Source organism: uncultured Kordia sp., assembly GCF_947496985.1.
Lineage (GTDB): Bacteria > Bacteroidota > Bacteroidia > Flavobacteriales > Flavobacteriaceae > Kordia.
The window spans coordinates 573602-587224 of record NZ_CANMEZ010000002.1; the positions used below are offsets into that span (position 1 = coordinate 573602).

Genomic DNA, 13623 nt, shown 5'->3' on the forward strand with positions numbered 1-13623 from the left:
AGATGAAAAAATCTTTACTGATTTTTATTTTATTATTCTCCTCTATTGCTGCTTTTGCACAACAAACAATATCAGGAGTCGTAACTGACAAGCAAACAAAAGAATCACTTCCTTTTGCCAATATCCTTCTATCTGAATCAAAAGGTACTATTACCGATGCAGAAGGAAAGTTTGTCCTAAATTTAAAAAAAGGAACTACATCTATTCGTATTTCTTATATTGGATACACTACGCTCACAGTTCCCATAGACAATAACACTACATATCTTAAAATAGCACTAGAACCTTCACAAGAATCATTAGACGCTGTTGTTTTATACAATAAAGAAAATCCTGCACTACAGATTATTCGTGACGCTATTAAGCGCAAAAAAGAAAACGACCCGGAACGAAAATTGAATACTTTCAAGCTAAACTCGTACAATAAACTTTTAGTAACTGCGAATCCAGATTCAATCAATGGGCAAATTGATTCCATTTACACTAAAAAAGATGGAAAACTTGTTTTTAAAGAAGTAGATTCATCTAATTATAGCTTCAAGAAAGATATGACGCGAAGCCATATTTATATGACTGAAAAAGTAAGTGAGGTATCGTTTAGTTCTTCTAAAGGAAAACGCGAAAAAATTCTGGCAACACGTATGGCTGGTTTTAAAGAACCTATTTACGAAATATTAGGATTAAAAATTCAGTCGTTTTCATTCTATAAAAATGAATATGATCTTTTCGGAACATCTTATGCAGGTCCATTAGCAAATAATGCCTTGTCAAAATATAATTACAAAATTTTAGATACGGTTACTAATAACAACCGAGATGCATATATGATTTATTATAGTCCAAAGAAGAAAGGAAAAACTTCTGGATTGGAAGGTATTTTATATGTTGACAAACAATCATACGCGCTACAAAAGGCCATTGCTGAAATAAAAGCTGTAATTGACATCAAAGCAGTTCAAAATTTTGAATACAATCAAACATTTGAAGTTTGGTTTCCAAGTGACAAAGAAATTAATATTCGCAAAGGAAAAACAGATGATTCTGTTTCACTTTTAGGAACTACTATAAATGTTCAACGCGGAACAACTCCGCAAGACAGCACAAAAACAGTAAGTACTAACAAGCAAGATGCTAGTGATTTTGTATACCTAAGTTCAAAAACGAAAAACTTTGACTTATCTATTAATAAAGAAGTTTCTATTCGTGGTCGTGGTTTAGCTATCGAAATTGACGAACTAGCACATGATAGAAGCGAAGAATTCTGGAATCAATACAGAACAGATAGTATTACAAAACGCGGAAAAGAAACTTATGTCGTTTTAGATAGTGTTATTGCTGAAGAAGGTGTTGAAAAAGATATTTATTTAGCTCGAAAATTATTAAAAGGATACTATCCAACAAAATATGTCGATTTAGATTTACGTTACTTATTAAAATATAATAACTACGAAGCGTTCCGTTTAGGACTTGGTGGTGTTACAAATGCTAATTTTTCTACTAAATACAGATTAAATGGTTACGGAGTTTATGGAACTCGAGACAAGGATTTCAAATTTGGAGTTGGTGGTGCTGCACGATTAGACAAACGAACAAATACTTGGTTTGGCATGTCATACACTGATGATTTAGTTGAAACAGGAAGCTCAACATTCATTACAGACAGACGTGCATTTTCATTATTTGAACCACGTTTATTCAATATTGATTTGTTTTATGAAACGAGACGTTTAACCGCAAACATAGAACATCAAATTACAGCAAAAACACATGCAAATTTGATGCTTTCTAAAAGTAATATAGAATCTACCTATGATTATGGCTTTGTAAATGACAATGAAATTTTTAATGCTTACGAAATCACAGAAGCCATCTTTGCAGTACAATGGAATCCGTTTAGTGAATATATGCAAACACGTCACGGACGTTCAGAAATAAAAAAAGGATTTCCACAATTTGCTTTCCAAGCAACACAAAGTTTAAAAGATGTGTTTGGTGGCGATTTCAACTATACAAAATTTGATGCACGAATTGTTCACGAAATTAGACCTATTGACAAAGGTGTAACTTCCTTTTTAGTAAAAGGTGGATTAGGAATTGGAGATATTCCAATTTCACACTTATACCACACTTCACCAAACAATCCAAACAAAGATGTATTGTTACAACGCTTCTCTATTGCTGGGAGAAACAGTTTTGAAACCATGTATTTCAATGAGTTTTTCTCAGACAAATACGCTATGTTTCAAGCGAAACATCAATTTAAACCATTTAAAATTACGAGAGGTTTCCGTCCAGAATTAACGTTAATTACCCGATTTGCTATTGGTGATGCTGAAAACATTGAACGTCATTTAGGGCAAGAGTTCAATTCGTTACAACACGGATACTCTGAATCTGGTTTTGAAATCAACAAACTTTTCGCTGGTTTCGGATTGAGTTTTATGTATAGATATGGTGCATATCATTTGCCAGAATTCGAAGACAACTTATCATTTAAGTTTACTTATTATTTTAGTTTAGGATTTTAAGCCCGACTTCATTGGTTTTTGCTAAATTTGCACGAGCAAAAATGGTACAATGATTAAATGGATAAATACGCGGTTTTGGGCAAGTGTAGCTAGATTAATTCTAAGAAACAGAATTATCATATTAACGCTTGTAATTGCCATGACTGTTTTCTTAGGAATGCAATGGAAAAACATGCGTTTCTCATACACTGAAGCAAATTTACTCCCTGACAATCACCCTGTTAATATTGAATACAATAAATTCCTCGATATTTTTGGGGAAGAAGGAAACTTAATCATTCTTGCAGTAAAAGATAGTTCTGTATTTACACCAGAAAAATTTAACGCCTGGAATAGACTCAGTAAACAGTTCAATGCAAAACCTGAAGTTTCAGCAGTTATTTCTACAGAAAATCTCAAAAAATTAATCAAAGATGATCAAAATCAAAGTTTCACACTTAAAGATTTAGTTTCTGGAGAAGTAAAGACTCAGGCTGAAGTTGACGCTATTAAAAATGAATTATTCAACAATCTTCCTTTTTACGAAAGTTTACTATTTAATGACGAACACACGATTCGAACAGCGGTTTATCTCGACAAAGAAATTGTAAACACTAATGTTCGTAAAGATTTCATTTATGATGAAGTATTACCATTAATTGAGAACTTTGAAAACGAAACTGGGCTCGATTTACGCGTTTCAGGAATGCCATACATTCGTACGCTAAATTCACAAAATATTGTGGACGAAATTGGCTTATTCATTGGAGCTGCTTTATTAATTACAAGTTTAATATTTTTCTTTTTCTTCCGTTCGTTCCGTGCCACTTTCATTTCTATGGTTGTTGTAATTATTGGTGTAATGTGGGCATTCGGAATCTTAGGATTATTACATTATGAAATCACAGTACTAACTGCGTTGATTCCTCCATTGATTATTGTCATTGGAATTCCAAACTGTATTTTCTTCATCAATAAATATCAACAAGAAATAAAGAAACATGGAAACCAAGCAAAATCATTACAACGTGTAATTTCAAAAATTGGAAATGCTACGTTAATGACCAATGTTACAACAGCAGCGGGTTTTGCAACATTTATCATCACAGAAAGTAAATTACTGAAAGAGTTTGGTATTGTAGCTTCCATCAATATTATTGCAATTTTTATATTATCGCTATTAATTATTCCAACCATTTATAGCTTTATGGCGTTGCCAAAACAAAAACACTTAAACCATTTAAACAAACGTTGGATTGGTGGTTTCGTTGGCTGGATGGAAAAAATGGTACGCCACCATAGAGTTGCCGTATATATTACCTCTGTATGTTTGCTAGCGTTGAGTATTGTTGGAATTTATCAAATTCGAATTTCTGGTAGTTTGATTGAAGATATGCCACAACGTGCCGATTTTTTTAAAGATATTCGCTTTTTTGAAGAAGAATTTGACGGAATCATGCCATTAGAAATTATGATTGATACCGATCGTAAAAATGGTGTCACCAAACTTCCAACCTTAAAACGCATGGAAAAGTTTGAAGAAATTATTCTTGAAACTCCCGAATTATCCAAACCTATGTCTATTGTAAGTTTGGCAAAATATTCAAGACAAGCATTTTTTGGAGGTTTGGCAAAAAACTATACATTACCATCTTCAAATGAAAACACATTGATTTCAGCGTATGCTGTAAAATCAAAATCGAATACAAATTTACTCAACAGTTTTGTCGATTCTACGGGTCAATATGCACGTATTACAACGTTTATGAAAGACATTGGAACAGACAAAATGGAACGTATTGAAGAAAACTTACAAGCACAAATAGATAAAACTTTTAAAGGCAAGTACAAAGTTACTATGACAGGAAAAGCGTTGGTTTTCTTGAAAGGAACTAAATATCTAGTCGATAACTTAATTATGTCGTTATCCTTAGCTATTTTCTTAATTTCGTTATTCATGGCATATTTATTTCGCTCGTTCCGAATGATTTTAATTTCACTAGTACCGAATTTACTTCCACTACTCATTACAGCCGGAATGATGGGCTTTTTAGGTGTTCCTATCAAACCGTCTACCATTTTGGTGTTTAGTATTGCTTTTGGTATTTCTGTGGACGACACGATACATTTTTTAGCAAAATACAGACAAGAATTGCGTAGCAACAATTGGAAGATTCGTAAATCGGTATATGCAGCCTTACGTGAAACTGGTGTAAGTATGTTTTACACTTCTATTGTATTATTCTTTGGATTTTCTGTATTTATGATTTCAAGCTTTGGAGGAACGGTTGCTTTAGGTGGTTTAGTTTCAGCAACACTACTTTTTGCGATGTTAGCAAATTTATTATTGTTGCCTTCTTTATTGCTTTCGCTAGAACGAAGCATTGCCAACAAACGTGTTTTAAAAGAACCTAACTTCAGAATTCTTCCTGAAAAGGAAAATAGAAAGCTTTCAGAACTCACACACAAGAAAGATGAAATTGAAGATGATTCTGAAAGTAACAAGAAAAAACACAAGGAAAAGTATACAAAAAACAAAAAAGACTTGTAAACACAATTTAGAGACTGCTTGTAAATAAAATCGCAATTGCAGCTATTATGAAAATTGCAACAAATATACCAACAACAATATGGTACGAAATAATTGAGTTTCTCAAAACATCTGGCTGGGATATTGTTACAACGTATGAACAATTTGATAAAGGCATTGATTTTGACTTATACGAATTCAAAAAAGAAGAAGAGTCTATTTTATGTGCTTGGGATAATTGGTTTGAAGGAGAAATCAAAGGAGAAGAACGTTTTCTTAAAACTTTAGAAAAAGAATTTCAAATTACATTTAAATATGATACTCCTAAACATTTAGGGATTGACATTTTAGAAAAGTTGAAATCAATTTTACCTAAAAAAAATAAAGCCTGAAGCTGTTGTTACAGCATTCAGACTCTATTAGGTTCCCCCAAACCTACCTTAATTTACTTAATCATTGAAGACAAATTAAGATTACAATTGATTAATAGCCATGACAAATATATGTCAAGTTTGAGCGTTTAGGCAAGGGGAAAATTCCCCTTTTTAGTAGGTAAATCCCTTTTATTTCCAAGTATTTATACGCCTCTGAGAATTATTATACAAAAAGAACATCCACTTCTTACAAAACACATGTTTATTTTTATCCACTCTCTTTTCATTAGTTTTCACTAATGAACTATATTTGTCGCCTAAATTATTATTAAAATGAAATCATACACAGTAGCTGAGTTATTGAGCTCAGAAACATTAGTACAAGAAGTTATTGTAAAAGGTTGGGTACGAACTTTTAGAGCAAATCGTTTTATTGCTTTAAATGATGGTTCAACGATTCATAATATTCAATGTGTTGTTGATTTTGAAAATACCAATGAAGATACTTTAAATCGTATTGGAACTGGAGCTGCCGTTTCTATTAAAGGAGAATTGGTAGAAAGCCAAGGAAAAGGACAAAAAGTTGAAGTACAAGTCAATGAAATTACAATTTTAGGAGATGCCGATCAGGAAGAAGTATCAAAAACAATCTTACAACCAAAAAGACACACCTTAGAAAAGCTAAGAGAACAAGCTCATTTACGCACACGTACAAATACATTTAGTGCTGTAATGCGTTTACGCTCTTCGTTATCGTTTGCCATTCATAAATATTTTAACGATAACGGATTTTATTACATGCATACACCAATCATTACAGCAAGTGATGCAGAAGGTGCTGGAGAAACATTTAGAGTTACTACACTAGATCCTCAAAACCCGCCGTTGGATGAAGAAGGAAATGTAGATTATTCGAAAGATTTTTTCGGAAAGGAAACTAATTTAACTGTTTCTGGACAGTTAGAAGCAGAAACGTATGCAATGTCACTTGGAAAAGTGTATACATTTGGACCAACATTTAGAGCTGAAAACTCTAACACATCACGTCATTTGTCTGAGTTTTGGATGATTGAACCAGAAGTTGCTTTTATGGATTTGGCTGGAAACATGGACTTAGCAGAAGATTTTATGAAATCTGTGCTTTCGTATATTTTAGAACACAATCCAGATGATTTAGCATTTTTAGAAGATCGCTTGATTCAAGAAGACAAGTCCAAGCCACAAGCTGAGCGCAGTGAAATGACCTTGATAGAAAAATTACGCTTTGTAGTTGACAACAACTTTAAGCGTGTAAGTTATACGGAAGCTATTGATATTTTACGTAACTCAAAACCAAACAAGAAGAAAAAATTCAAATATTTAATCAACGAATGGGGCGCAGATTTACAAAGTGAACACGAACGTTTCTTAGTAGAAAAGCACTTTAAATGTCCTGTGATTTTATTTGATTATCCTGCAAACATCAAAGCATTTTACATGCGATTAAATGAAGATGAAAAAACGGTTCGCGCAATGGATATTTTGTTCCCAGGAATTGGAGAAATTGTTGGTGGATCGCAACGTGAAGAACGTTTAGATGTTTTAAAAGAAAAAATGGCTGCGTTAAATATTCCTGAAGAAGAACTTTGGTGGTATTTAGATTTACGTAAATACGGAACTGCTGTGCATTCTGGTTTCGGATTAGGTTTTGAGCGTTTGGTTATGTTTGCTACAGGAATGAGCAATATTAGAGACGTAATTCCTTACCCAAGGACTCCATTAAATGCAGAGTTTTAATAGAAAAGTAAATACTTTATATATAAAATCGCCAAGAAATTCTTGGCGATTTTTTTATATCAAAAACTGCGGATTAAAAATCAAACATACACGGTGGACAAAGTGATTCTTTAGAGTATTTAATGGCTTCACAAATATCTTGTCGGATATCAATTGAAATTAATGGCGCTGGAGGACTCGTTGCCGTAGCACAATTTAAAAGCTGACTTGTTGGACCACAGTGCAAGCTCCCTGGAGCACCTCCAAGTAATTGATTTCCGTTTAAAGTTGATATTTTATGTTTACTAAGCGACAATTTTTTAAGGTTTACTTTTTGTTTTTTCATGATATGTTTTTTAAAATTTAAATTATACGTGTTTCTAACAATTGCAGTCAGAAATACAACTTACATAACCTTTTGTAATAAGCACTGGCGGATCAATTGGTGGCCAATTTGTTCCTGTAACTATTGTATTTGTTGTTGCAATAATCGTTGTGTTTATCAAAGTATTACAAATGACAATAAACTGCGTTTGCTGTATACCTCCTTGTACCGATTCCATGTTAGAAATGATTCGTTTTTGAAGCGTTAACTTCTTTACATTCATCTTACGTTTTTTCATAAATTTTACGTTTTAATTGGTTTATATTATTTTTTTAATGGTAATCAGATACTGAAATTCGTTTTCGGGAAGTATATCGAAAAACTAACATGTGCATACATAAAAGCAACTAGTTGAAAACGAATTTCAGTATCTGATTTTCATTTTCAAAACTAGAAAACCGCATTGCTTCTTGAAGAAATTTTGCAATGACAAAATTGAGACAATCACTTATAAAACAAAGATTTTTACTTGTTTTAGGACAGAAACGAGACAACTTATAAGCTATAAATAAATTTTTGCAATTCTTTTTCGGAAGTAAAGGTCATTTTTTTACGTAATCTGTATTTTCCTTTACGAACACTTTCTGGAGAAATCGCTAATATATTAGCAATTTCTTTTGTATTAAGACTTAATCGAATAAGTGATGCCAATTTTAAATCGCCTAATGAATAATCGGCAACATTTATTTTGAAGTTTTTGTAAAAATTTGGGTAAATATTTAAGAATAGTGTTTTAAACTCAAGCCAATCATCTTCTGTGAGAATTTTTAGTGAGTGTAATTGTTGCAATGTAGACTTCATTTTTACAATAGTTGCTTCACTTCCAGCATCAGTTTGTTGAGATAACATTCGCATGTACACACTCAATTCATTTTCTTTTTCTAACGCTCTTTTACGTTCATCCTGTAGTTTTTGTTGGATTCTGTATTTTGACTTTTCATTACTTACAATTCGCTGTTGAAGTACTTCTTTTTTACGTTGATAAAATGTATAAACAATACCAAGAAGCACTAAACATATTCCGATAATAAGTAGAGCGTGAAAATAAGATGCTTCTTGTATTTTATTAGTCGCCAGTTTTTCTTTGCGTAGATCTTCTAAATACTCAGCTTTTAATATAGTCACTTTAGCTTCTTCCCTGTAAATTCTATTTTTTGTTTTATTATAAATGTCTAAATAGAAATATGCTTTCTCGGTGTTACCTATATTTTTATACAATAGCTTCAACTGTTTCGAACTCATTAATATCTGATACGGAATATCTTTTGCTTTTGCTATTTCAAATGATTTTAATCCATTTATGAATGCCAAATCAACATCTCCTTCGTCATTGTAAATTTTAGATAATAATAGAAAAAGTCGAACGTCTAAATCTTTTCGTTGAATTTTACTTGCATTCTTTATACTTTCTAACACATAGAATAATGCTTGCTTTCTATCTTCTTTTATATAATAGATTTCTGCCAAGTTTTTCTGAGTATTAATTTGATGACTTTCATAAGCTCTAGACAAGCTATTTTCTTCATTTATCTTTATTGCTTTTTGCAAATAACTCATTGCATCATCAATGGCTCCCATTTTTTTATATACGCATGCTAAATGCCTGTAAATAAAAACTTGATCAATTTCTGGGTCTTCTTTCAGCAAAGCAATTGCCTTTTTAAAATAGGATTTTGCAGTTGGATATAATTCTAATCTTCCGTACAACCTTCCTAACTTCACATATGAATTTGCTAGCACTTTATAATTTGTATATTCTTCTAGCTTACGATTTATGATAATTGCCGAATTATATGCTTGAAATGCTTCTTTAATATTTCCGTTTAATCCATAGAAGTATCCTAATTTATTATACAATCTGGATTTTAAAACATCATATTCTAACGCTGGCAAGAGTGCACTCATTTTTTGCATATAAGTTTTGGCTGAATCTAATTTTATGTCTTCTTTAAAGAAATAATTTGCACCTCTATTATAAACTCTAAATAGTTCATCTGGATTTCCCAAAGCTTGTATTTTTGCTTTTTCAAGATAATAGATCGCAGAATCTTTCTGATTTTTAAATGCACATAACCTACTATTTTTTAAATATTGCACAACTAACTCGTCGCGTTCTCGTGCATTTACATTTCCAATTACACAAAAGAAAAAACCAAATAAAAGCATCATTTTCAACCAGATACAAGTGTTATTAGAATTCAATTTTATACATATTCGCCTTTTCATAATTTATCTACCAATTTGTTTTATTAAAAAAACTCGTTTTTTCAAACATAGAAAAGAGTGTTATTCCCCATAATCGTTCAACTAAATAGCGTGTTCTACCCTGTAGAAATACTTAGTATTTTTTATATTTGTATAAATGGATACAACCTATTTATGAGAAGAATTTGCAATTTGTAGCAATAAATGGTATCGTTTTTGATTGGTAGCCAAGATAAAAGTACTAACAAAGATAATCCTAGCCATACTATTGAAAGAAATTTTACACTAATTCTAGTCTTTTCAGACACAAATAATAAGTTCGCAAATGGGTTATTTTGAAAAAACCAACGAAATAGAGTTTCATTAAACTCTATAAACCTGACACTTTGTATATATTTACAAAACTGTATTCAATTTTACAGGTCAATAAGGTGTTTTACACAAAATAATATGCTTAAACAACAACTAAATTTTAGACTATCTCAAAAGCTATCACCACAACAAATCCAGTTGATGAAGTTGATTCAATTGCCTACGCAAGCATTTGAACAACGTCTGAAACAAGAGTTAGAAGAAAATCCTGCCTTAGATAACGGAAAAGAACAATTGGACGAATACGATTCAGATTTGTCAAACGAATATGATGACGATTACGGAAATGATACGATTGCTGCAGAAGATATTAATGTGGATGATTATTTGAGTGATGATGAAATTCCTACTTACCGTTTACAAGCAAATAATTACAGTGTAGATGATGAAGAAAAAAATGTTCCATATGCTTCTGGAACCTCTTTTAATCAACATTTAAAAACACAATTAAATACATTCAGGCTTTCAGAAGAAGATAGAGAAATTGCTGAATTTTTAATCGGAAGTGTTGACGAAAGTGGCTATATCCGTAGACCTTTAGAAGATATTGTGGACGATTTAGCGTTTACACAAAACATCTTTACTGCTGATGAAAATGTTGAAAAAATTCTGTCTATTGTTCACGAACTTGATCCTGCTGGAGTTGGTGCAAGAAATTTACAAGAATGCTTATTGATTCAGTTACGAAGAAAAGAACCAACACCATCTATTGAACTCGCTATTGCTATTTTGGATAGATCTTTCGAGCATTTTACAAAGAAGCATTACAAGAAATTATTACAAAAATTTGACATCTCAGAAGTTGAGTTACGTGATGCTATTTTAGAAATTGAGCGTTTAAACCCAAAACCTGGTGGATCGTATGCAGGTAACACAAAGATTATTGAGCATATTGTTCCTGATTTTACAATTCGAATTACAGAAGGTGTTTTAGAGCTAACGTTAAATGGACGAAATGCTCCTGAACTACATGTTTCTAAGGAATATAATAATATGCTGAAAGGCTATAAAGATACACGTCAGAAAACAAAATCTCAAAAAGATGCGGTGATGTTTATCAAGCAAAAGTTAGATGCTGCAAAATGGTTTATAGACGCCATTAAACAACGTCAACAGACACTTTTAGTAACCATGAACGCAATTCTTCATTATCAGCAAGAATATTTCCTTACAGGAGATGAACGCAAGCTGAAACCAATGATTTTGAAAGATATTGCAGATATGATCAATATGGATGTTTCTACTGTTTCGCGTGTAGCAAATAGTAAATATGTAGACACTCCTTACGGAACAAAATTGATTAAAGAGTTTTTCTCTGAATCGATGAAAAATGAACAAGGAGAAGATGTTTCAACACGTGAAATAAAGAAGATTTTAGAAACTGTTATTGAGGATGAAAACAAAAAGAAACCGCTAACAGACGAAAAACTAGCCACTATTTTGAAAGAAAAAGGATATCCAATTGCACGTAGAACTGTTGCAAAGTACAGAGAACAGCTTGATATTCCTGTTGCACGCTTACGAAAGAAGATATAGATGCGCACTTTTCTAAAGGTAATATCATACCTCTTCCACCCTATTTTCACACCAATTATGGCAACTATTGGCTATTTTTTAGTCACGCCTAGGATGTATGATTTCAATTTTAAGATAGATGTCTCCATTACTATTACCGTTTTTACAATTTGCATTCCGATGTTAATTTTCATCTTATTGAAACGTTTCAAAATGATAGACTCTATCTTTTTAAAAGATGTTTCTCAACGGAAAATTCCTTTGTATATTTATGTATTGATTTTATTTTTAATTATCACGAAAGTGATTACGAAATCAATTTTTGCAGAGTTGTATGATTTCTTTTTAGCCTCTTTAATTTCTTCCATTATCTGCCTTACACTTGTGTTTTTCCGTGTAAAAGCAAGTATGCATATAATGGGGATTTCAGGTTTGGTAATGTTTTTAGCTATATTGAGTATTACGTATCAAGTTAACATCACTTTTGCATTAGGCTTTCTAATTTTTATGATTGGATTGGTAGCAACTTCACGATTATTTTTAAAGGCACATACTTTTCCTGAGCTTATTTTTGGCTTTTTTATTGGATTGATTCCGCAATTGCTGGTTACGTATTGGTAACTATGAAGGTTTATTTTTTTACCATAACGTATCTAACTTATACATCATTACAAAATATAAAACATCAAACCTACTTTGATTGCGCTCATTTCAAAGGCTTCTCCATCCACAGTTTTTGTTCCATCTTTGAAGAGTTTATTTAGACCATAATACACATGAAAATTCCATGTATTATATCCTGCGCTTAATGTTAATCCGTATTGGAATTTATTCAAATCATCATTGATAAACTTCACCTTTTCATCATTTCCAACAAATTTAGAAGTTCCCGATAAGACATAACCCGCTTTAAAACCCGCATAAATTCGCCAAAATTCGTAGTTTGTTACTGTTGATGTTCTCCAACGAAACTCAATAGGAAGTTCTATCAGATGCGTTCTATATTTATTTCGCTTGAAACTCGCATCACTTTCAATAGCTTGATAAACAATTCCATTATCCGTTTTTGTGGCTTTTAAGTTATGAAAGTATGAATTGTATGAATACCCTAAGCCTATTCCAATGGCTTTGTTTCGCTTTTTATTGATAGGAAAGTCTCTAATAACACCTAAATGCAATCCATTTGACAAATTATTTTGAGAAATACCGCTAGGTCTACTTTGAAGAATATTATAGGTAACACCAATATAAAACTGATCTTCACGATAGTTATTATCAGGAAGTGTATCAATAATAGTAACAACTCTTTCATTTTCTTCTTGAGCAGCAACATATTGAAGCCCTATAAAGATAAATATTATTCCTATGCAGATTCGTTTCGTCATTTCTTTCATTATGAGAACGCTAATTTACAGATATTCTTATATAAGATATTACAAAAAAAGCACTCTATATAGAGTGCTTTTTAATATAAAATTTAAGATCTTCTATTATTAATTCTGGTCTACAGCACCTTTTCTAGTGGTGTAATTAATTTTTAAAGCATTAATTTCACGAAGTTGTTGTTTGATATCAGCTATCAATCCCATATTCGTTTCCTTATCTACTTTTAAAGCAGTAATAGCAACATTTTGGTATTCTTGCCCTAGATCGTTATTAATAGTATTAAACCAATAATCTTTGATTTCAGAAACATCAGCAAACTTATCATTTAATTGAATTTTTGCTTGTGTACCGAATTCTTTTTGATATCTCAGACTTGGTTTCCCAGCATAAATATAAATTACTTTGTCTGTCTTATCAAGTGTTTGTACTTGATCAGCATATGGTAATTCTTGTTTCACCTTGTAATCGTCTTTCTTAAATGTTGTTACCGTCATAAAGAAGAATAATAACATGAATACGATATCTGGCAAAGCTGCTGTAGATACTGGTGGCAATTCACCACTTTTTTTCTTTTTAAATTTAGACATAGTAGCT

The 13623-nt window shown here is 31.8% G+C and carries 11 protein-coding genes; 6 read left to right on the forward strand and 5 right to left on the reverse strand.

Features of this window, described 5'->3' with window-relative positions:
• The first annotated feature begins 2 nt into the window (after window positions 1-2).
• The 4 genes from Q0828_RS07475 (at window position 3) to asnS (ending at window position 7187) form a co-directional block, all read left to right on the forward strand.
• The gene (locus tag Q0828_RS07475) at window positions 3-2528 is read left to right on the forward strand and encodes a DUF5686 and carboxypeptidase-like regulatory domain-containing protein (protein ID WP_298419195.1); all 2526 of its coding nucleotides are present in this window, start codon (window positions 3-5) and stop codon (window positions 2526-2528) included.
• 49 nt (window positions 2529-2577) lie between these two features.
• On the forward strand, window positions 2578-5058 hold the full coding sequence (locus Q0828_RS07480; protein WP_298419198.1) for an efflux RND transporter permease subunit: 2481 nt from the start codon (window positions 2578-2580) through the stop codon (window positions 5056-5058).
• A 47-nt stretch (window positions 5059-5105) separates the two neighbouring features.
• Window positions 5106-5429, forward strand: coding sequence for a hypothetical protein (locus Q0828_RS07485; protein WP_298419201.1), 324 nt, complete (start codon window positions 5106-5108; stop codon window positions 5427-5429).
• Between the two features lie 315 nt (window positions 5430-5744).
• Window positions 5745-7187 (forward strand): asparagine--tRNA ligase, encoded by a 1443-nt coding sequence (gene asnS / locus Q0828_RS07490; RefSeq protein ID WP_298419203.1) that lies wholly within the window; start codon window positions 5745-5747, stop codon window positions 7185-7187.
• A gap of 73 nt (window positions 7188-7260) precedes the next feature.
• Here the strand turns inward: asnS and Q0828_RS07495 are convergent, their stop codons facing one another.
• The 3 genes from Q0828_RS07495 to Q0828_RS07505 form a co-directional block, all read right to left on the reverse strand.
• The gene (locus tag Q0828_RS07495) at window positions 7261-7512 is read right to left on the reverse strand and encodes a hypothetical protein (protein ID WP_298419204.1); all 252 of its coding nucleotides are present in this window, start codon (window positions 7510-7512) and stop codon (window positions 7261-7263) included.
• A gap of 34 nt (window positions 7513-7546) precedes the next feature.
• Window positions 7547-7789, reverse strand: a complete 243-nt coding sequence (locus tag Q0828_RS07500) for a hypothetical protein (protein WP_298419205.1) — start codon at window positions 7787-7789, stop codon at window positions 7547-7549.
• Window positions 7790-8046: 257 nt separating this feature from the next.
• On the reverse strand, window positions 8047-9720 hold the full coding sequence (locus Q0828_RS07505; protein WP_298419206.1) for a tetratricopeptide repeat protein: 1674 nt from the start codon (window positions 9718-9720) through the stop codon (window positions 8047-8049).
• Between the two features lie 486 nt (window positions 9721-10206).
• On the opposite strand from Q0828_RS07505, the gene rpoN reads away from it, so the two are divergent.
• Both rpoN and Q0828_RS07515 read left to right on the forward strand, forming a co-directional pair.
• Entirely contained in the window at window positions 10207-11664 is a 1458-nt protein-coding gene (gene rpoN / locus Q0828_RS07510) for an RNA polymerase factor sigma-54 (RefSeq protein WP_298419207.1), read from the forward strand.
• A 192-nt stretch (window positions 11665-11856) separates the two neighbouring features.
• A complete protein-coding gene (locus Q0828_RS07515) occupies window positions 11857-12264 on the forward strand; it encodes a hypothetical protein (protein ID WP_298419208.1) in 408 nt (135 codons plus the stop codon).
• 47 nt (window positions 12265-12311) lie between these two features.
• Here Q0828_RS07515 and Q0828_RS07520 read toward each other — a convergent pair whose 3' ends face one another.
• A complete protein-coding gene (locus tag Q0828_RS07520) occupies window positions 12312-13028 on the reverse strand; it encodes a porin family protein (protein WP_298419209.1) in 717 nt (238 codons plus the stop codon).
• Between the two features lie 108 nt (window positions 13029-13136).
• Complete coding sequence (locus Q0828_RS07525) at window positions 13137-13616, reverse strand: biopolymer transporter ExbD (RefSeq protein WP_298419210.1); 480 nt, start codon at window positions 13614-13616, stop codon at window positions 13137-13139.
• Window positions 13617-13623 lie beyond the last annotated feature (7 nt).

Excerpts from the sequence above, each read along its gene's own strand:
- Q0828_RS07520 (WP_298419209.1), bottom strand. The coding sequence starts at position 13,028 with ATGACGAAACGAATCTGCATAGGAATAATATTTATCTTTATAGGGCTT.
- Q0828_RS07485 (WP_298419201.1), top strand. The coding sequence starts at position 5,106 with ATGAAAATTGCAACAAATATACCAACAACAATATGGTACGAAATAATT.
- Q0828_RS07525 (WP_298419210.1), bottom strand. The coding sequence starts at position 13,616 with ATGTCTAAATTTAAAAAGAAAAAAAGTGGTGAATTGCCACCAGTATCT.
- Q0828_RS07475 (WP_298419195.1), top strand. The coding sequence starts at position 3 with ATGAAAAAATCTTTACTGATTTTTATTTTATTATTCTCCTCTATTGCT.
- Q0828_RS07515 (WP_298419208.1), top strand. The coding sequence starts at position 11,857 with ATGATAGACTCTATCTTTTTAAAAGATGTTTCTCAACGGAAAATTCCT.
- Q0828_RS07505 (WP_298419206.1), bottom strand. The coding sequence starts at position 9,720 with ATGATGCTTTTATTTGGTTTTTTCTTTTGTGTAATTGGAAATGTAAAT.
- Q0828_RS07495 (WP_298419204.1), bottom strand. The coding sequence starts at position 7,512 with ATGAAAAAACAAAAAGTAAACCTTAAAAAATTGTCGCTTAGTAAACAT.
- asnS (WP_298419203.1), top strand. The coding sequence starts at position 5,745 with ATGAAATCATACACAGTAGCTGAGTTATTGAGCTCAGAAACATTAGTA.
- Q0828_RS07480 (WP_298419198.1), top strand. The coding sequence starts at position 2,578 with ATGATTAAATGGATAAATACGCGGTTTTGGGCAAGTGTAGCTAGATTA.
- Q0828_RS07500 (WP_298419205.1), bottom strand. The coding sequence starts at position 7,789 with ATGAAAAAACGTAAGATGAATGTAAAGAAGTTAACGCTTCAAAAACGA.
- rpoN (WP_298419207.1), top strand. The coding sequence starts at position 10,207 with ATGCTTAAACAACAACTAAATTTTAGACTATCTCAAAAGCTATCACCA.